We start from the raw sequence: 19,109 nt of genomic DNA on the forward strand, positions 1-19,109 counted from the left end.
CTTCCTCCTTACCAACTACTAACTGACACTTTCCCAAATAACTAATTTTCAGATTTCGTTTAAAGTTATTGAACTCAATATACTACACAACATTAGTCCTGACAATACTGTTTTTTTAGAATATCAAAATCTTGTATTATTTCTAATATGACAAATATGTTACAAACATTGCCGCGTAAGCGTTTTCACTGAGATAATTTATACGTAAGTTTTTTTCGTTCTTTTGTCCCGACCAATAAAAAAACAGGCAGAAAAAGCCATTGTTGTATGACAACAGCTTCTTCTCCTGCTCATAATATTATTTAATACCAATCATCCATTCGACGAGGTCGCTGCCGATGACGCCGCGACTGCAGCAACCGTGGCAGCCATCACCGCTTGTTGCGCCTGAAGAATCATTTCGACTGATGCGGCAAGACTAACACTTACCTGATCGGCACTTTCCGTCAGCTGGTGCATGACATAACCAATCGCGACCGACAAGGCCATTTCCTTGTTCCATTTGAACCGTTTGGATTGTTCCAATTGCTTCGCCAGTTGAATGATTTCACTAATCTTTTCATCCCCGACATCGAACACGGTCAGGAATCCAACCATCGGATAATGAACAGGCTTTGCTTTCGATTCTTCACGGAGCATTTCAAAAATCGTCCAAGCCCTTTTAACAAGCCGTTGCTGGAAAGAGATGTCTATATACGTCATGACTTGTGACAGCCATTGGAGCTCATTCCCCGTCCGGAAGCCCTCTTCACGGAGTGCATCGTAATAAGAACGCATTGCCTTGGCATGCTCTACGGGGTCCTCCCCCATTTTACCAAGCAGCATGGCATATGCATAATCATCATCCGACGTGAGAAAATAATGCTGTTTTTTCATCGCATCATATAGCTTTTTGGCACGGTCTGCCTCTTCCTGGAATCGAGCGGCATCATTGTCCATGAGCATTGCAGCAAGGTAGGAATGAATGGTATTTCGGAAACCGGCCTGCTTCAACGTCCTCTGTTTATCCATTAGCCGTTCTGCTTCCCCTTCCACCGATGCGTCAGATTGCGTAAGAAATGCGGCCATCATCGGCAACAGATTCCCCCGCAACGGCGAAAACCAGCCCGCTCTTTCCTTCAAAGCGGCCAAGGCACGGCTGAAAGCGACAGCATCGAATTCCTTCTCCGCCGTCACATAATACGAAGTAATCGTCAACACGACATTTTTGTCGACGCTCCAACCCGCCAAGGATTTCACTTTGTCATATGTCGTTTCCACTTCCTGCCTGATCATATCCATTTCCATGCCGTACAACTCCTTTGCTATATGTACGTCATAGCCTCCTGAAAAGTTTCAATGTAAATTGACAATTTCAAATTTCTCTACACCGGCTTGCACCAATTTACGGATCCTATCCAGCTCATTCTGATGGAAGGCTTCGACAATCGTGCTGCCGACGATAACGCCATCCGTATGATTGCCCATTTCCTTCACTTGTGTTTGCGTTGAAATGCCGAACCCCGCCAATACTGGCACATCGCTCATTTGCTTCACCCGTTGCAGATGGGAGTGGAGTTCCTCGCCGAATTCATTTCGCTCACCTGTAATTCCATTCACGGTTACCGCATATAAAAATCCTTCGGCACTCTCCGTTATCCTTTTAATCCGTTCGTCAGGGCTTGTCAATGAAACAAGAGGAATCAATGCGATATCTGTCCCGTCTAATTCATCGCGAAGCGGTCCGCTCTCCTCAAGCGGCAAATCCGGGATAATCACTCCAACAATCCCCGCTCGTTGGCACACTTCGACAAATTGCGGCACACCGAACGCCAAAACTGGGTTCAAATACGTCATGACGACTAAAGGAACCGCCACTTCCCCTTTGCATCTTTCAAGCTCCCCCAATACATTACGGAGCGTCACCCCTTCCGCAAGTGCACGCGCTCCCGCCTGTTGAATCGCTTCCCCATCTGCCACCGGATCTGAAAACGGAATGCCGATCTCAATTGCCGTTACGCCGGCTTCCTGTAAAAAGAGGAGCTTTTCCTTCAACGTCGCTAAACCGCCATCGCCGGCCATCATATAGGACACAAACGCCTTTCTGCCTTCTGCCATACTTTCACGGATTCTCTTCTCCAACGTCTTCATTCAACTTCGCCTCCAAGCGCATCACGTACCGTTTGCATATCCTTGTCACCGCGACCGGACAAACAGACGACGATAGCTTGCTCTTTTTCCATACTTTTCGCCAGCTCCGACGCAAACTGGACGGCATGCGCACTTTCTAACGCCGGGATGATGCCCTCCGTCCTCGATAGAAGCTGCAATCCTTCCAACGCACCCGCATCCGTCACAGCCTCATATTTCACCCTGCCGATATCATGCAAATGGCAATGCTCCGGTCCGACCGCCGGGTAATCAAGCCCTGCGGAAATCGAATGCGCTTCCTGGATAAAGCCGTTATCGTCCTGCAGCACATACATAAATGCCCCATGCAAGACGCCTTCCTTCCCGTCAGCGATTGCAGCTGCATGAAGACCTGTCGCTATTCCGCTCCCCGCCGCTTCGACACCGTACAATGCAACTTCCTCATCTCCGACAAACGGGTGGAACATGCCGATCGCATTGCTTCCGCCCCCGATACACGCAACGACCGCATCAGGTAAACGACCTTCCTTCTCGACAATCTGACGCCTCGTCTCCACGCCAATCACCCGCTGAAAATCACGCACAATTTCCGGGAACGGATGCGGACCGAGCGCTGAGCCTAAAATATAATGCGTATCCTCCACATTCGCGACCCAATAACGAAGCGCTTCATTGACGGCATCCTTCAACGTGCCCGTACCCTTGTCGACCGACACGACCTTTGCCCCAAGCAGCTCCATCCGGAACACATTCAGCTCCTGCCGGCGGATATCCTCCTTACCCATGAAGACAACGCACTCCAATCCGAACAGCGCACAAGCCGTCGCAGTTGCCACGCCATGCTGTCCGGCGCCAGTCTCCGCCACGATTTTCCGTTTGCCCATCCGCATCGCAAGCAACGCCTGCCCAAGCGAATTATTGATCTTATGCGCGCCCGTATGATTCAAATCTTCCCGCTTCAAGAAAATTTTTGCGCCGCCGATCTTCTCTGTCAATCGTTCTGCAAAATAGAGCGGGTTCTCCCTGCCGACGAAATCACGTAAATAGTAATCCAATTCCTTCGCAAACGTCGGATCGGCCTTCGCCTCCCCATACGCCTTCTCCAATTCGATCAGCGCAGACATTAACGTTTCCGGCACATACTGTCCGCCGAACTTTCCATACCTTCCTTTTCTCATCTCAACCGCCATCTTAGCTCTCCTCCTCTTTCACCGTGCGAATGAACTCGCGAATCAACGTCGCATCTTTTCTACGTTCAATCTCAACTCCGCTCGACACGTCTACCATGTAGGGACGCACTTGCCGGATCGCTTCCTTCACATTTTGTGCATTCAGTCCGCCCGCTAGTATCACCCGCTCCCGCGACACATTCCCTTCGAGCAAATTCCAGTCAAACACCCGCCCGCTCCCTCCTCTGAATTCAATGCCCGGCGTATCGAATAATACAAATTCCGTGTTGTATCCATTCATCCTTTCTACATCTTCATCACCATGAACTGATAATGCTTTAATGGAAGGAAGTCCGATTTTTTTAATGAACTCTGCCGTCTCATTGCCATGATGTTGGACATAATCGAGCGGCACTTCCCGGAAAACCCGCTCCAATTCCTCTCGCTCCGCATCAACAAAAACACCTATCTTCATCACGTGATCCGGAACAAAGCTTGCCAGTTCCTTCGCTTGCGCAATCGCGATACGACGTCTGCTCGGTGCAAATACGAATCCGACCGCATCCACGCCCGCGTCCACCGCAGCTTTGACGTGCTCCGACTCCATCAATCCGCAAATCTTCACTTTTGTCATAGCGGCACACCTGCCTTCGGAACTTGCAACGAACGGAGTGAGTCTTCAACGGAAGCGCTCCGCATGAGCGACTCTCCTACTAAGACAGCACTCGCTCCAGCTGCAGCCGCTCGTTTTGCATCCTCTGCACCCATAATTCCGCTTTCACTTATAAAGACACGGGCTTCATGGAAGGGAAAATGATTTGCCACCTCTTCGGTTCTGAAGAGATCCACATCGAATGTCTTTAAATCTCGATTGTTGACGCCAACCAGTTTTGCATTTACTGCGAGTGCACAATCCAATTCTTTTGCATCATGGACTTCCACAAGCACTTCAAGCCCAAGGTCAGTCGCATAACGATGAAGCCGTTGCAAAGTTGCATCATCGAGCGCAGCTACAATGAGCAAAATGACGGAAGCTCCTGCTTGTTTCGCGCGGTCAATCTGCACTTCATGGATGATGAAATCCTTGCAGAGCAACGGGATTGCGACAGCTTCAGCTACCTCCGCCAAGTCATCAAAGGAACCTTTGAAAAAGGTCGAATCCGTCAATACAGAGACGCATGCTGCTCCAGCTTGTTCATACGCCTTTGCCTGCGCGACCGGATCCGTCTCGACTATCATCCCCTTTGAAGGCGAAGCTCGTTTCATCTCCGAAATGACTTCCAAACGATCTGATTCTCGTAAAGTTTCAAAAAGGGAAGAACGTTTCGGCATTGTTTCACATGAAACGACACATTCCTCCATTAGCAGCTGCTTCACTTCGAGCCGTTTCGTCTGCAAAATCTTTTCTAAAATCGTCATCGTCATCTCACCATCGCCTCCTGTCCAATCTGTTCACTGAACGCAACGACCGCCTCCAATTTCCGTAGCGCATTGCCTGAAAGAATGCTGTCCGTCGCCTGTTCAATCCCTTCCTGTATCGAATCTGCCACACCGTTCGTGAACAATCCTAAACCAGCATTGAACACGACTGTGTCAAAACGCGGACCCCGTTCGCCTTGCAATACGGAACGTATCATGATTGCATTCTCCTCTGGGGTTCCGCCACGGATTGCAGATAGAGGAGCATATGAAAGTCCTACATCTTCTGCTTTTAGTGAAAAAGGGATTAAATCACCCCTATCCATCAGGACAAACGAGTTTTGTCCGGCTAGCGACGCCTCATCCAAATCTCCCGCCCCTGATACGACAAGTGCCCGTTCCCTGCCAAGCATTCGCATAACGGATGCGTATTCCATAATGAAATCAGGACGGTTGATGCCTGTGAACTGCGTTTCCAGTGGAACGGGGTTCGTCAACGGGCCGACGAGATTGAAGATTGTCGGCTTTCCGATCATTGCTCGCACTTCGCCAATCCGCTTCAATTTCGGATGGATAATAGGCGCGAATAAAAACGCAATTCCTTCCTCCTGAAGCATCCTTCCCATATCGTCAGGTGTAAAGCGTGAATGGATGCCGAGCGCATCGAGCACATCTTGGCTGCCCGCTGCACTTGTGACTTTCCGGTTGCCGTGCTTCGCTACATTTACACCAGCACCTGCTAAAACGAAAGCCGATGTCGTACTAATATTGAATGTGTTCGATCCATCGCCGCCTGTTCCACAATTATCCAAATAACGAGCAGCCGGTACGTCCATCTCTATTGCATGGGACGTCATGACCGAAGCCAACGCCGCCACTTCAGTCGCTGTTTCACCTTTCTTAGATAACGTGACAATAAACGCCACCATTTCCTCTAGATCTGCATCTTCCGAAAACATCCGACTGGCCGCATTCTCCATCTCTTCATACCGTAAGTTTCGGCCTTCCTCTACTATTCTCGTATAATTTTCCACTGCTCATCTCTCCTCTTCTATTCTCTTCTTTTAATTCAACGCCTCCAGCAAAGAACGGGCTTTGTTCACTGTTTCCTTATATTCAAGAGCCGGTACGGAATCCTTCACAATCCCAGCTCCCGCCTGCACGGTCGCTCTCCCGTCTTGCACCATCATCGTCCGGATCGTCAATGCAAAATCGATATTACCGTTCAATCCGATATATCCGATTGCACCTCCATACAAACCGCGCGGCTCATCTTCCAACTGTGAAATGATATCCATTGCAATCTTTTTCGGTGAACCGGTCACCGTCCCCGCAGGCAATGTCGCCTTCAATGCATCGAGCGCATGTAAACCTGGTGCAAGTATGCCTTCCACTTCCGAAACGAGATGCATGACATGCTCATATCTCACGGTTTCCATGTACGTCGAAACGTGGACCGACGATGGTTCACAGACCATTTCCATCTCTTTCTTGCTTACTTCGACTAACATGTCATGCTCCGAAAGCTCTTTCGGGTCACTTCGCAACTCTTCTTCCAATGCTTGATCTTCTTCGTCGCTGCGCCCCCGTCTCCTTGTTCCTGCAATAGGATTGGTTTTGACCGTTCCGTCCGTCACCTTGACGAGACTTTCAGGAGAAACGCCGATGACGGTATGATCTCCGAACTCCATATAGTACATATAAGGCGATGGATTCTTTTTACGTAGTCTTCGATACAGTGCAAACGGGTCGCCACCGATATCCGCTTCAAGCTTCCGGGAGAGGACAACCTGCTCAACCTCGCCTTTTTCAATGAATTGCTGTGCCTGCCGGACACGTTCTTCAAACTCTTTTTGCGAGACCGCACATCGGTAATCAGAAACGGATACACCCTTCTCTTCTTCTGTTGGACCTGACGTAATCGTATCTGCCAAAGCATTTAAGTCGGGCTTCGTGTATTCCGGATGAATTTCCGTATGCAGCAACGTCACTTCATTCAGAAGGTGATCGAAGATGATAACCGTGTCGTAAATATTGAAGTACACATCAGGCTTTTCATTGGAATGAACTGCCGCGTCCTCCGCCGCCCCATAGCCGACATATCCGACGGCGCCACCCATGAATGGATATTTTCCATGCTCCGCAATCCGCGGCATCAATCTTTTCAGAAGCGTATACAAATCCCCTTCATGTACATATGTCTTCCCCGTTGCATACACGAACTCTTCCAACCGGCCATTCCCTCCGCGATACGCCTTCACCGGATCTACCCCGATGAACGAATACCGCCCGGATCGCTCATGCTGCGACGAGCTTTCCAATAAAAATCGATGGCGTCCTTGCAACCGCCTGAAAATCAGGATCGGCGTCAGTGAATCTCCTTCAATTTTCTTCTCTGTAATGCGCAAACTCGTCTTTTCCATCTCAGCTCTCCTCTTCTCATTGTTCGTGTGTAGTTATCGATCATTCCCCAGTGGATATCGTTCATTTCCTGGAAGTTATCGATCATTTGGTCGCAGTTATCGTTCATTTCCCAAAAGATATCGATCATTTCCCAGAAATTATCGTTATTTCATAACCTTTTACCTACCCATCCCCTTCGAATAAAACCTTTTATTTGTCAAAAGCATTTGGCGCGACGAAGCGTCACTGATTCAAACTGCTTCCCGCGGACCGATATTCACGCATAAATCCGTTTAACCGCGCATAACTTCAATAACTCACGCATAATCCGAGACATCCACGCATAAATTGCAAAACTTACGCATAACGCATAACATTCACGCATAAATCGCACAATCCGCGCATAACTCCATGAAATCACGCATAAAAACAAAAAAGCCCTCTGCAAAAGGACAGAAAAGTCCAGTTGCAGAGGACGGATTACCCGCGTTGCCACCTCTATTTGAAGCCATCCCAAAAAAGCTTCCACTCGGCGCGCCTAAAAAGGCACTTCCCGTAACGTGGGAAAAGCGTCCGTCTGGAAAACTCCAGAAAGCTCTCATAAGTCCATTCACGCCGGCCGCGAATCAGTTTCCACCACCCACTGACTCTCTACATCGCGATTCCGACGTTACTCCTCTTATTCAACAATTTCTCAGCTATGCTCTTCTCAACTCGACTCATCTGTTCCTGGGCGGCGCCGCTCCCGGCACCTCTACCCTCTCCGAACAAAAAAGTTGTACTAACCTTACTATTCATTCAATCAATTGTCAACCTTTCGATAATATATGTAGTCCCCTGACTTTGTATAACTATTGCCCAAGCTGTACAATAGTGGGAAAGAAACTCGAAAAAAGGTGAACCCAATGAGAATTAATAAATATTTAAGCGAAGCCGGCATCGTCTCCCGGCGCGGCGCAGATAAATGGATCGAAGACGGACGCGTCACAATCAACGGCAAACCCGCTGAACTCGGAAGCCGAGTCGAACCCGGGGATGAAGTCCGTGTCGACGGCAAACCCGTAAAAACCGAAGAGCAGCTCGTCTATATCGTTCTCAATAAACCCGTCGGCATCACCAGCACGACCGAACGCCACATCGAAGGGAATGTCGTCGATTTCGTCAATCACCCGCTCCGTATCTTCCATATCGGACGGCTCGACAAAGACTCCGATGGCTTACTCCTTCTGACGAATGACGGCGACATCGTGAATGAAATCCTACGTGAAGAACATGGCCATGAAAAAGAATATATCGTCACCGTCGATCGCCCCATAACTAAGGAATTCATTCACAAAATGGAATCCGGCGTCGAAATCCTTGATACGATAACGAAACCATGCAAAGTGAAACAACTAGGTCCCCGTAAATTCAACATCACGTTGACGCAAGGACTGAACCGCCAAATCCGACGCATGTGCTCAGCACTCGGCTACAACGTCAGACGCCTCCAGCGCACACGTATCATGAACATCCATCTCGGCAACTTGCCGATCGGACAGTGGCGCGACTTGACGGAAAAGGAATTGAAGGAAATGTTTCAAATGCTTGATTATGAGCCAAAGCGATGACGATATCCAACCATGAAAATCGCAATTCCTTGCAACAATAATTTAACACTTGTATAATTCATGTATAGACTTCATAAATTAAAAGAACCACCCAGTTGCGCCTGGGTGGTCAATAATAATTGATAGGGTCCCTAAAAGGGGACGGCTAATTCATCTGGAATAACCCATCCGAAAAGAGCTTGCGACTCAAGGATGGGTTATTTCTTTCTATCATTTGACAGTATCATAACAACCAACGTTGCAAAACCAATTGCCACCATTAATATTGATGCCATACAAGTTTCTTCTGCCGCAAAATTTTCTTCATTTCAAATTTCAATAAACCCATAACACTACACCCCCCACTCCAGCATTCACGCTGTTGCTGTAACCGACTTTCTCCCCTTCACAAATCTCTTCTCAAAACTCAATCCGAAATAAGCCACACCCAAAAGGATAACCGTCGCTACAAGCAACATCGCGCAGCCCATATATACGCTGATAGCAGGATCGTTCAGCAGTGTCATGATTTCCCCATTGACAACTTTCGGTATGTTTACATAAAGGAAAGGAGAGTACTGTGCGAGATCGTCCAATTTCCAGCTCAACAAATAGCCCGTTACACTAACCAATCCAGTCAGTGCGTACACGACTAACGGCTGGCGGATGAAGAGGCCCAGGACATTCGTCAATGCAAGCAGGAACAATGCGATACAAACATATAGCAAAAGGGCCTTCAACAAGTACTCTCCGAGCGGCATGAAATGATACCCTCCCTCGAATGCCCGCTGTCCTGTAAAATCAAACGATTGGAATTCTCGCCTGCTATGATAATGCAACACCGGATACATCCAGTCGCCGAACCGGTTGAACACCGTTCCGACGAGCACGGCAAACAGGAAAACAATAATCGCACTCCCGATTGCAATGATAGAACTGAAAAGCACTTTTCCAAGGAAAAGGGAACGCTTCATAATCGGCAATGTCACAAGCATTTGCAACGTCGGCCTCTTCCCACGCTCGCCTGAAAAACCAGCGCCTACGAGGATTAGGAATAATAGCAATGGAACGAAGTACAGATAGTCGCGGAAATACATAAAGAGCGAAAATAACCCGCTATGGTCCACTTTCCGGTTCGCCTGTTCATTCCACTTCTTCTCCTTCCGATGTTCCTCTTTCCATTGGTCATGGATATTCGGCATATAAGTGCCCGAGAAGACCGGTTTAATATCATGGTCTTTCATCCACTCTTTTTGTGCTATCGCTGTTTCATAGCCGAAAATGGTGAGAGGATCATAATTATGCTTTTTAACCTCTATCAAGTTTTCAAGATATCGATGGTCATTGGACAGCTGATAATCGTATAACGGGGTCCAATCTTGATTTCCATAAGCCTTCAATGCACGTTCGGCAAGCGCGGCTTCTTCACGGGCAATATCTATATTCCCTTGAATGTATTCAATATTATGTCCATATATGAAATCCCCGTCTTCACCTCTTGCATTTGCTTCTGCGACCTGCTTCTCCATTTCTTCGATGGCTTCCATAAAGTAACCGATGAGTCCCGTCTCATTCTCCGCATCTTCTACAATCGACGCTAACCTTTCGAGAGCCTCAGTCTCCTTCTCCTTCGCTTGCTCCGCGAAATAGAAATAGCCGACAATAGCAGCGATGAATAAGACAATCAAAGACTGCCCGACAAGCCCCCTCCGCTTCGACTTCCGCCATTCAAACAGACTATTATTCCAGACAGGGCGGAGATGTGTCATCTTCCCTTTATAGTACGGCTTCAGTTCCTCGGCCGATTTAAATAAACCACGTTCGCCTTCGCGCAAGAAAATGGTTGCCGCAAGCAATAAAACGCTCCATAGAAACGCCGAAATTGCATACAGCCATATCGGATTGGACGGTATTTCGGTCAAAAACCGGTCTGCGCGGAAAAACTGGAAAGGGTTCCAGGGTGTCTGCGTTATCGGCAGTGCTTCCGTTAGCACAACGCCAATCATTGTAAGGAAACCCGTCAGCATAATCGTTGAAAAAGAGCTTCTTAATTGTGTACCGATTAAAAGCAATAAGGCAAAAAGGAATGCCCCCGCTGCCAGAAATAGAATTGTTGCATTCAACAAATGTTGCCAAACGGGAATGAGGGCGAATGAATCACCTGTTTCCAGAAACGTTGGATACAACAAGTCATTGAATGTATCTCCGAAAACAACCGGAATCACCCATCCGCCAATCGCGACGAAAACCAAGTAGAAAAACGTTACGGTTAGCAATCCCGCGTACTTTGCAAGCAACAACTCCCGTCTGCGGAGCGGTTGCGTCCTTAACGTCAATAATGTCTGCTGCTCCTTCTCCGAAGTGTAAGCGTTCCCGAAAAGGAGCAATAGCAGCAAAAGTCCGGCTGGCCCTAGCAAAATGGGAGCTATCTCACTCATTTGCAAGGCGGGGGACACCGGATCGGTTTCATTGGCATATGGCAAATCACGCTTTACCAAATAAGCATTCTTATCGATAGCCTTTTCTCGTTCCACACCCTCTAAGGCAGTAAAGACTCCACCAGTATTCTCGTACTTCCCCAATAGCGAGTAAAATTCATTCTCGACGAGCGGAATTTCATCCCAACGCTTTCCGTAGATGGCGCTCTTCCATTGAAACGTGGCCGTCGCCATATTGTTCAAGATATCGAATTGCTCCGCCTGCACCTCTGTCAGCCTATTCTCCCTGTTCAATGGCAAGAGCTGCGCGTACAGTTGGTCGACTTTGAGAACCACTTGAAGTATTTTCTCCTCTGCCTCTTTCGACATCAAATCCTGCTCGATCTTGTTTTGATAAAATGTCCATCCAACAGTTAGCAGCACCATAACCAATAACCAAACGAACTTCTTCTGCCGCAGGATCTTCTTCAGCTCAAACTTCAACAAGCTCATTGGACTTCGTCTCTTCCGTGAAGATTTTTCGGTAGCGTTCCTCGGAACCGAACACTTTCTTCTCGATATCGTCAATGACAATCTTCTCTTGATCCAACAAATAGAACACACGGTCAAGCCCTACATCTTTCCGATATATATGCAATCGCCCATCCACTACCTCGACAGGTATGCCTACCTCCGCCAATGACTTTTCCGCCTTCACCACATCGTTAACAGCGATTTGATAACGGACTTGCTCAAACTCCGCCATATTTTCCTGGATCAAATTCCCCTTCTTCAGGAATAAAATCGATGACGTCACCCGGTCGATTTCCGCTAGATTGTGAGAAGACAGTAAAATAGCCGTCCCCTCTTCACGCAATGCGAGCAGCAAATTACGTACCCGAATTGCGCTCGTCGGGTCAAGACCGTTCAACGGCTCATCCAAAATCATCAGCTTTGGCTTGTTCACAACCGCCATCGCGAGCAGCAAATGCTGTTTCATTCCAAGCGAATAGTTCTTCACTTTTTTATTCAAATAACTTGTTATGCCAATCCGGTCAGCCGTGTCCAACAGCTGCTTTTTCGGTAACCCCTGCACATCGCAGATGAACTGCAAATGATCGTACCCCGTCAAATATTCGTATAGCACCGTATTGTCTTGCATGAACGAAATCTCCCGGAAAATATTCGGATCCCGATTACTCTTCCCAAAAACCGTCACTTCCCCTTTATCCGCAGGCAACAGATTCGTAATGATGTTCATTAACGTTGACTTCCCCGATCCGTTCGGCCCCACCAGCGCAATGATCTGCGGCTCCTCGATTTCAAACGTAATCCCCTTCAACACCTGTTCCTTGCCATATGATTTGTACACGTCTTTTACTGATAAAATCATGTCCACAACTCCCCCCAATAGTTTGATAAAATCCAATTATCTCCATTCTACTATAATTACAATGATATTTGATTAAAAATTTAATTTATTTTCCGAAACAAAAAATCCACCTAGCCACCGCTGCCAGGTGGATTACTTATTCAATTCAACTCGTTTTCAATAAATCTTGCGCATACATGCAATCCATCAAATCTTTCACAGCGACTTCTCCTGCATGGATCCATCTGTTTTTATCAATAATTTTACCGTCCTTATCAATCGGTTGCTGGAATTGGCTGAAGCCCGTTGCATCCAATAGTGAGCTTTCATCCCGGTCAAGTCCAACATGAACAACATGCTTGATGATGTAAGGCGTGCCGAATTTAATGGAGGCTTCATAATGGTCGAGCACGCCATCGGTTACGATAAAAGGAATTCGGATATAGATCGTTTCCCCACCTTCCTGGCATAAAATGTGATCGAAGCATCCTTGATCATAATCCCAGTTTCCACCCATATGGTAACCGAGTTCCCGGATGCAATCGCTCACAACACCGAAAGAAGCAGTTTGGCCCTCCAGCCCCGTTTGTAATTTCAACATGATTTCTCCTCCTCTAAATGATTCTTTAGATAGCATTCACAAAAGGAGAGGGAGACATACTATCGAAAGGAGCAGATTACCATTCCTTCCTTACGGCTATACTTTTAAAAACATCTACAATTGGAGGGGAACTTTTTGACAACGATACATAACACGCAATCAAATTCAGGTAACAGAGCGACATTCGCGCGTCGTAACCTTTGGTCAGGCATTTTATTCGGATTAGGTTTTGTTGCGTTTCTTGATGAAACATTGTTCCATCAGCTGCTTCATTGGCATAAATTTTACGATAAATCGACTGTCGCCGTCGGTCTTATTTCAGATGGGCTGTTTCATGCATTTAGCTGGTTTGCGACTGTCGGTGGATTGTTCATTGTTGCCGATTTAAGGAGGCGGAATGCACTATGGCATAAAATGTGGTGGGGAGGGAAATTGCTTGGCGGCGGGGCTTTCCAGCTTTATGACGGTACAATCCAGCATAAGCTTATGCGCATCCACCAAATCCGATACAATGTCGATATTTTACCGTATGACCTTGTGTGGAATATTTCTGCAGCTATTATGATTGTCGTTGGTATCGGTTTGATTGTTAGTGCTAGACGCGAACGGCGTGAAGGGAGAGGGGTGTTTTCCAATGCATAATACTCATTTTCTATTGACCGATCTGCTTTTTGGCATTCCGGCATTGCTTGCGATCGGATTTTACATCGGGGCTGTGATAATCACAAACAGACAGGGACGCCTTCGTAAATGGCCATGGCTCCGTACATTCTCTTTTGTTGTAGGTGTACTTTTTGCCGCAGCAGCATTGATTGGTCCACTCGCTCGACAATCCCATACCGATTTCACAGCCCACATGGCAGGGCATTTACTGCTCGGAATGCTTGCCCCACTTCTCATTGCACTGGCTGCGCCTATGACCTTATTATTGCGCACGTTAAATGTCCACTGGGCAAGAAAGCTCAGCAGACTGCTGCAAGGTTCGTATGTTGGATTCTTCACCCATCCGATCGTCGCTTCCGCTTTGAACATCGGTGGCTTATGGCTTCTCTATACGACCAGTTTATATGCAGCGATGCATGCAAACATTTGGCTCCATATCATCATTCATATCCACGTCTTCCTAGCCGGTTATGTATTCACAATCTCTTTGGTTTATATCGATCCTGTCTCCCACCGTTTCAGCTTCACGTACAGAACTGTCGTTTTCATTTTTGCACTTGCCGGTCATGGCATCTTGTCAAAATTCATCTATGCGTATCCATCGGCGGGCGTCCCGGTAGAACAGGCAAGGATCGGTGCCATGCTGATGTATTACGGCGGTGACGCGGTGGATCTGTTGTTGATTTTTATACTGTTCAAGCATTGGTATCAATCGGTTCGTCCTCGCAAACTTGTTTCCGTGGCAGGGAAAGCAGTGTAGCTGCTTATCAGGGGAGCTTTTTTGATCTTATCGATCATTTCCCTGCGGATATCGTTCATTTCCCAAAAGATATCGATCATTTGTGTGCACTTATTGATTATTTCCCGAAAGATATCGATCATTTCCCAGGATATATGGTCATTTCGTGACCTTTTACCTACTTAAAAAACAGACTCTCTCTTGCTGATACTTCAATCACTTTCATTTACGTCACCAAAAAACAGCCTTCCCCAGCTCAAACAGGGCTGACTACAAAGTTATCGGTCACCTGCAGTGAGTTATCGATCACTTCGGTAGATTTATCGTCATTCCGTGACTTTTTACCTATCCGACATATTCACAATTCGCCTTGAATTGAACTCTGCAACCCTCTATTATTTCCACAATTCTTGTGTCATAGTAATAATGGGAATATTTCTATTAATGGGGGTTTAACAATGGACAAGTTAGTGAAGTTACGCGACGCATTTGACGGATTGGGAATTGACGGAATGCTTATTACGGATCCGTATAACCGGAGATATTTGACGGATTTCACCGGAACTGCGGGGACAGTGCTCGTGTCGAAAACGGAGGCGTATTTATTGGTCGATTTCCGTTATGTGAGCCAGGCGAATGCGCAAGAGACTGATTTCACTGTGAAAGAAATCGATCGAGCCATTATTTATGAGGAAATTTCAACGCTTGCAGAAAGCTTGGGAATCAAGAAGCTCGGATTTGAACAGCAGCACCAATCCTATTTTTATTACTCCCAGCTTTCGAAGGAAGTAAAGGCGGAGCTTGTTCCTGTCTCGAATGTCGTTGAAAAGCTGCGGATGATTAAAAATGAAACCGAAATGGTCATTTTGAAAAAAGCTGCCGAAATTGCAGACGCCGCCTTCGAGCATATTTTAACGTTCATTCAACCAGGTCGCACAGAGATTGAAATTGCGAATGAACTGGAATTCCATATGAGGAAATTGGGCGCGACATCTTCCTCCTTCGATATGATTGTCGCGTCCGGCGTACGTTCTGCGTTACCGCATGGAGTGGCGAGTGACAAAGTAATTGAGCACGGCGATATGGTGACGCTTGATTTTGGCGCTTATTACAAAGGATATTGCTCCGATATGACAAGAACGGTCGCAGTCGGCGAGCCTGATCCGAAGCTGAAGGAAATCTATTCAATCGTCCATGATGCTCTTGAAAATGCGCTGTCGGGTATCAAAGTTGGCATGACTGGGAAAGAAGCGGATGCATTGACCCGCGACGTGATCAGCGAAAAAGGGTATGGCGATAATTATGGGCACGGCATGGGGCATGGGATTGGTTTATATATTCATGAAGATATTTTCATGAATCCGACATGCGAGCTGCTAGTCGAAGAAGGAATGGTGTTGACCGTCGAGCCGGGCATTTACATTCAGGGGCTTGGCGGGGTGCGGATTGAGGATGATATTATCGTGAAAAAAGATGGGATTGAGATTATTACAAAATCGCCTAAAGAGTTGATTATTCTGTGATGGTTGCATTATAACCGCCTGATGAAAAAATATATAAAAATCAACGTAAAAACAGATGAAGCTATGCTTTCCTTCATCTGTTTTTTCAATAACTGAGCATCAATCAAACAAACAACACCGCAGACAAGTAGACGACAAATGTCACCGTAATTGCGCTTAACACAGTTGAAAACAGAACAGTTTGGGCTGCCAAATCCGGACATACGTCATATTCCAATGCAAGTGTCGAACTGTTTCTTGATGTCGGGAAGGAACTTGCGATGAAGAGCGATTGGGCGACAACGCCGTCCAGCCCGAAAATGAAAATGAGGAGCAACGCAACAGCTGGGCCGATAACAAGTCTCCCTAAACTGCTAACTACAATCGTCCGATTCACAATTGTCTTTAACTCAATTTGCGCGAGTTGTGCCCCTAGCAATATGAGCGCAATTGCCAAAAATGCATCCGCCAGATGGCTAATGGGCGTCCATAGAAAATGCGGAATCGGGACTTGCAGCCAATTTAACAGTCCACCAAGAATCATTGCGTGTATAATTGGCATTCTCAAAAGCGACCGTAAAATTTCCAACCCGGATTTTGTCGCGGATATTAAATTATACAAACCATATGTATACGTTAAAATATTTTGAAAGACCATCACAATAATTTGAATGGAGATGCCGAGAGGATTCGCTTGGAATAGCAGCTGACTGACCGGTATTCCATAGTTCCCCGAGTTGATCAATGAAATGCTGTTTTTGAATATTGCAGCTTCCCCTCTGTCTAATTTCAACAATTTCCCCAATACAGTTGTGACGATGATGATCAATAAACTGAAAGCAACTAAGTAACCGATGATTTCCAATAGGACTTGTACATCAATCTCCGTCTGATATAGATTGATGAAAACGGCTGCTGGCATAAGACAGTATGTAATCAGATTCGAAATTGCTTTTAAATTGAATGCAAATTTCCTCTGTAGACCTGCCCCGATTATTAATAGGATTAAGATAGGTATAATAATATTAATGAAAATGGTTCCTATGAACATGACGGCTACCTCCAGTTATGAGGCCTTGTTGTGGAAGTCTCTTCTATTTGAGTATACAGGAAAGTAATGCATTGTTGTAATTAGGAAAAAGTTATGACAAGGGATAAGAAAAGGACTTCCCTCTACTCGGAAGTCCTTTTCTTATGGTAAGTTGTATGGATACCGATCATTTCCCGACATTTATCGATCATTTCCCGAAAGATATCAATCAATTGCGGACAGATATCGATTATTTCCCAAATTATATCAATCATTTCCCAAGATATATGGTCATTTCGTGACCTTTTACCTAGCAGAGCTCTTTAATTGTCAAAGGCACTTGGCGCGAAACGGGGTTTCCATTTCATGTAACTTCCCACGGACATCATTCCACTACAATATTCGCCTGCTTCGTAGTGAAGTCTTCCTCTGGATAATACGCGTCTTTCACTAATAGATTCGGCCCCAAGCATTTCACAGCTGGGCAATGGCAGCCAATCGTTTTTGCAAGCGGACGGTCCAACCATCTGTCGAGCATTTCGGGCAGTGAATCATGCTGGATATTGCCCATCGGAGGTGTGTCGCCGAAATCGGTTACGATGACGTCGCCCGTGAAAATATTGACGTTCAAACGGGAGCGGCCGTCCGGGTCGTTGCGCACCGAGACGTTTTTACTGCTGTGAATGCGTTTCAACAACTTCAAATCCTCTTCATTTTGGCTGCAAGGATAAAACGGCAATGTGCCGAATAGCATCCACACATCTTCATCCCGCATATCTAATAATTGATGGATCGCTTCCCGCGTTTCATCGAGCGACAGCACTTCAAGCTGTGAGGCAAAATCACTTGGGTACATAGGATGCACCTCGTGCCTCGCGCACTTCATCTCCTCGACGATTTGGCGATGGATATGGCCGAGATGCGGGAGTGTCCGTTTATTCAACATCGTTTCTGCGGAAACCATAACGCCAGCCTCTGCTAAAGCGCGGCTATTGTCGATCATGCGTTGGAACTGTTCGGCACGGCGTTCCCTTGGCGGTTTTCTTTCCATATTCGCGAAGCCGCCATCTACGAAATCATCGACTGTGCCCCAGTTATGGGATATATGCAAAACGTCCAAGTAAGGTGCAATTCCCATATAACGCTCAAGCGGCATCGTTAAATTCGAATTCATTTGCGTTCGAACGCCACGTTCATGTGCATATTTCAATAAAGGCAAAACATATTGTTCAACCGACTTTTTGGAGAACATCGGCTCGCCGCCTGTTATGCTGATCGTCCGTAAATGCGGTATTTCATCGAGTCGGGACAGGAGCAAGTCAATTGGCAATGCGTCCGGATCTTTATGTTGCAGCATATAGCCGACCGCGCAATGCTCACATCGCATATTGCACAAATATGTAGTTGTAAATTCAATGCTCGATAATGTTAATTTACCATGCTCCTGCACGTCCAAGTAGGCTTCCCACGGGTCATAGGCAGGTGACATTTTTTTCAATGTTGCTACATTCTTCATTTCTAAGACTCCCTATTAGTTAATTACATTAAAATAGTATGAGCTTCATTCTGCTCATTTGCAACCTCAGACCCTTATACCAAAAAGACAAAAAGTATCAGGAGAGTGTTCTCTCGATACTTTTTGTCATAGCTGAAAAATTTCGTTATTCGGATTCCGGAACGATTGGCCAGTCGCTCCAAATGTCTAGTTTGTTTCCATCGGGGTCGTACACATAGAAGTTTTGTCCACAATCATGATTGTCTTCAATCGCCGTTATTTCCGCGCCATTCACCAGTAGTTCTTCATAAAGGCGATGAAAATCGGTAACTTGCAATGTAATCGAACATTGATCCTCGCCGCCAATTTCCGTGAAGTTTGCATTCACCCGATCCTTGCTTTGGATTAAAAAGATGAATTGTCCGGATTCTAATGTGAGTTGGACTTGCGTAGCATCTGATTCGACTGGACCAAGCGCTTTCAATTTCAAATGCTTGGCATACCAATCTGCAGATGCTTTCGGATTGGCAACCGGCAAATAGATCGTTTCAATTCGTTTGATGAAACTAGCCATCGTTCT

At 46.5% G+C, this 19,109-nt stretch carries 17 protein-coding genes and 1 other annotated feature; of the genes, 4 read left to right on the forward strand and 13 right to left on the reverse strand.

From position 1 onward, the window contains the following. Positions 1-312: 312 nt before the first annotated feature. The 7 genes from AWV70_RS01390 to AWV70_RS01420 are packed head-to-tail and all read right to left on the reverse strand — an operon-like array spanning position 313 to position 7,141. Positions 313-1,287, reverse strand: coding sequence for a DUF4003 family protein (locus AWV70_RS01390; RefSeq protein WP_060203600.1), 975 nt, complete (start codon positions 1,285-1,287; stop codon positions 313-315). 48 nt (positions 1,288-1,335) lie between these two features. Further along, positions 1,336-2,130, reverse strand: a complete 795-nt coding sequence (gene trpA, locus AWV70_RS01395; protein WP_060203603.1) for a tryptophan synthase subunit alpha — start codon at positions 2,128-2,130, stop codon at positions 1,336-1,338. After that, a complete protein-coding gene (trpB, locus tag AWV70_RS01400) occupies positions 2,127-3,320 on the reverse strand; it encodes a tryptophan synthase subunit beta (RefSeq protein WP_060203605.1) in 1,194 nt (397 codons plus the stop codon). The genes trpA and trpB overlap by 4 nt, the downstream gene beginning before the upstream one ends. A gap of 1 nt (position 3,321) precedes the next feature. Continuing rightward, a complete protein-coding gene (locus AWV70_RS01405) occupies positions 3,322-3,933 on the reverse strand; it encodes a phosphoribosylanthranilate isomerase (RefSeq protein WP_060203608.1) in 612 nt (203 codons plus the stop codon). After that, a complete protein-coding gene (trpC, locus tag AWV70_RS01410) occupies positions 3,930-4,718 on the reverse strand; it encodes an indole-3-glycerol phosphate synthase TrpC (RefSeq protein ID WP_060203796.1) in 789 nt (262 codons plus the stop codon). The genes AWV70_RS01405 and trpC overlap by 4 nt, the downstream gene beginning before the upstream one ends. Positions 4,719-4,720: 2 nt before the next feature. After that, positions 4,721-5,752 (reverse strand): anthranilate phosphoribosyltransferase, encoded by a 1,032-nt coding sequence (gene trpD / locus AWV70_RS01415; protein ID WP_082713409.1) that lies wholly within the window; start codon positions 5,750-5,752, stop codon positions 4,721-4,723. A 30-nt stretch (positions 5,753-5,782) separates the two neighbouring features. Next, positions 5,783-7,141 carry an anthranilate synthase component I family protein gene (locus AWV70_RS01420; RefSeq protein ID WP_060203610.1) on the reverse strand — a complete coding sequence of 453 codons (1,359 nt, stop codon included), beginning with the start codon at positions 7,139-7,141 and terminating at the stop codon, positions 5,783-5,785. A gap of 448 nt (positions 7,142-7,589) precedes the next feature. Continuing rightward, positions 7,590-7,817 (reverse strand) — a binding site (T-box leader). 209 nt (positions 7,818-8,026) lie between these two features. Between AWV70_RS01420 and rluF the strand changes: the two genes are divergently transcribed. Continuing rightward, positions 8,027-8,731: a 23S rRNA pseudouridine(2604) synthase RluF gene (gene rluF, locus AWV70_RS01425; protein WP_060203612.1), complete on the forward strand. Its 705-nt coding sequence runs from the start codon at positions 8,027-8,029 to the stop codon at positions 8,729-8,731. A 353-nt stretch (positions 8,732-9,084) separates the two neighbouring features. Here rluF and AWV70_RS01430 read toward each other — a convergent pair whose 3' ends face one another. From AWV70_RS01430 to AWV70_RS01440, 3 genes are all read right to left on the reverse strand, one after another. Next, positions 9,085-11,640 (reverse strand): ABC transporter permease subunit, encoded by a 2,556-nt coding sequence (locus AWV70_RS01430; RefSeq protein WP_060203614.1) that lies wholly within the window; start codon positions 11,638-11,640, stop codon positions 9,085-9,087. Then, positions 11,621-12,520 carry an ABC transporter ATP-binding protein gene (locus tag AWV70_RS01435; protein ID WP_060203616.1) on the reverse strand — a complete coding sequence of 300 codons (900 nt, stop codon included), beginning with the start codon at positions 12,518-12,520 and terminating at the stop codon, positions 11,621-11,623. The genes AWV70_RS01430 and AWV70_RS01435 overlap by 20 nt, the downstream gene beginning before the upstream one ends. A 145-nt stretch (positions 12,521-12,665) precedes the next feature. Continuing rightward, the gene (locus AWV70_RS01440) at positions 12,666-13,100 is read right to left on the reverse strand and encodes a YugN family protein (RefSeq protein ID WP_060203618.1); all 435 of its coding nucleotides are present in this window, start codon (positions 13,098-13,100) and stop codon (positions 12,666-12,668) included. A 135-nt stretch (positions 13,101-13,235) separates the two neighbouring features. On the opposite strand from AWV70_RS01440, the gene AWV70_RS01445 reads away from it, so the two are divergent. The 3 genes from AWV70_RS01445 to AWV70_RS01455 all read left to right on the forward strand — a co-directional run bounded on the left by AWV70_RS01445 (position 13,236) and on the right by AWV70_RS01455 (position 16,025). Beyond that, entirely contained in the window at positions 13,236-13,742 is a 507-nt protein-coding gene (locus AWV70_RS01445; RefSeq protein WP_201024296.1) for a DUF2243 domain-containing protein, read from the forward strand. Continuing rightward, positions 13,735-14,523 (forward strand): cytochrome c oxidase assembly protein, encoded by a 789-nt coding sequence (locus AWV70_RS01450; protein WP_060203621.1) that lies wholly within the window; start codon positions 13,735-13,737, stop codon positions 14,521-14,523. Before AWV70_RS01445 ends, AWV70_RS01450 begins: the two co-directional genes overlap by 8 nt. 437 nt (positions 14,524-14,960) lie before the next feature. Next, complete coding sequence (locus tag AWV70_RS01455) at positions 14,961-16,025, forward strand: M24 family metallopeptidase (protein WP_060203623.1); 1,065 nt, start codon at positions 14,961-14,963, stop codon at positions 16,023-16,025. A 103-nt stretch (positions 16,026-16,128) separates the two neighbouring features. Here AWV70_RS01455 and AWV70_RS01460 read toward each other — a convergent pair whose 3' ends face one another. The 3 genes from AWV70_RS01460 to AWV70_RS01470 all read right to left on the reverse strand — a co-directional run bounded on the left by AWV70_RS01460 (position 16,129) and on the right by AWV70_RS01470 (position 19,103). Beyond that, positions 16,129-17,055 (reverse strand): AEC family transporter, encoded by a 927-nt coding sequence (locus AWV70_RS01460; RefSeq protein ID WP_060203625.1) that lies wholly within the window; start codon positions 17,053-17,055, stop codon positions 16,129-16,131. Positions 17,056-17,419: 364 nt separating this feature from the next. Beyond that, positions 17,420-18,550: a radical SAM/CxCxxxxC motif protein YfkAB gene (gene yfkAB / locus AWV70_RS01465; RefSeq protein ID WP_060203627.1), complete on the reverse strand. Its 1,131-nt coding sequence runs from the start codon at positions 18,548-18,550 to the stop codon at positions 17,420-17,422. Between the two features lie 145 nt (positions 18,551-18,695). After that, positions 18,696-19,103, reverse strand: coding sequence for a VOC family protein (locus AWV70_RS01470; RefSeq protein ID WP_060203629.1), 408 nt, complete (start codon positions 19,101-19,103; stop codon positions 18,696-18,698). Between the last annotated feature and the right edge of the window lie 6 nt (positions 19,104-19,109).

Source organism: Sporosarcina koreensis (assembly GCF_001531445.1).
Lineage (GTDB): Bacteria > Bacillota > Bacilli > Bacillales_A > Planococcaceae > Sporosarcina > Sporosarcina koreensis_C.

What these genes read in the sequence shown, in the direction of transcription:
- trpB (WP_060203605.1), bottom strand. Translation starts at nt 3,320, where the DNA reads ATGGCGGTTGAGATGAGAAAAGGAAGGTATGGAAAGTTCGGCGGACAG.
- yfkAB (WP_060203627.1), bottom strand. Translation starts at nt 18,550, where the DNA reads ATGAAGAATGTAGCAACATTGAAAAAAATGTCACCTGCCTATGACCCG.
- AWV70_RS01390 (WP_060203600.1), bottom strand. Translation starts at nt 1,287, where the DNA reads ATGGAAATGGATATGATCAGGCAGGAAGTGGAAACGACATATGACAAA.
- AWV70_RS01420 (WP_060203610.1), bottom strand. Translation starts at nt 7,141, where the DNA reads ATGGAAAAGACGAGTTTGCGCATTACAGAGAAGAAAATTGAAGGAGAT.
- trpA (WP_060203603.1), bottom strand. Translation starts at nt 2,130, where the DNA reads ATGAAGACGTTGGAGAAGAGAATCCGTGAAAGTATGGCAGAAGGCAGA.
- AWV70_RS01435 (WP_060203616.1), bottom strand. Translation starts at nt 12,520, where the DNA reads ATGATTTTATCAGTAAAAGACGTGTACAAATCATATGGCAAGGAACAG.
- trpC (WP_060203796.1), bottom strand. Translation starts at nt 4,718, where the DNA reads ATGACGATTTTAGAAAAGATTTTGCAGACGAAACGGCTCGAAGTGAAG.
- AWV70_RS01405 (WP_060203608.1), bottom strand. Translation starts at nt 3,933, where the DNA reads ATGACAAAAGTGAAGATTTGCGGATTGATGGAGTCGGAGCACGTCAAA.
- AWV70_RS01430 (WP_060203614.1), bottom strand. Translation starts at nt 11,640, where the DNA reads ATGAGCTTGTTGAAGTTTGAGCTGAAGAAGATCCTGCGGCAGAAGAAG.
- rluF (WP_060203612.1), top strand. Translation starts at nt 8,027, where the DNA reads ATGAGAATTAATAAATATTTAAGCGAAGCCGGCATCGTCTCCCGGCGC.
- AWV70_RS01470 (WP_060203629.1), bottom strand. Translation starts at nt 19,103, where the DNA reads ATGGCTAGTTTCATCAAACGAATTGAAACGATCTATTTGCCGGTTGCC.
- AWV70_RS01460 (WP_060203625.1), bottom strand. Translation starts at nt 17,055, where the DNA reads ATGTTCATAGGAACCATTTTCATTAATATTATTATACCTATCTTAATC.
- AWV70_RS01450 (WP_060203621.1), top strand. Translation starts at nt 13,735, where the DNA reads ATGCATAATACTCATTTTCTATTGACCGATCTGCTTTTTGGCATTCCG.
- AWV70_RS01440 (WP_060203618.1), bottom strand. Translation starts at nt 13,100, where the DNA reads ATGTTGAAATTACAAACGGGGCTGGAGGGCCAAACTGCTTCTTTCGGT.
- AWV70_RS01455 (WP_060203623.1), top strand. Translation starts at nt 14,961, where the DNA reads ATGGACAAGTTAGTGAAGTTACGCGACGCATTTGACGGATTGGGAATT.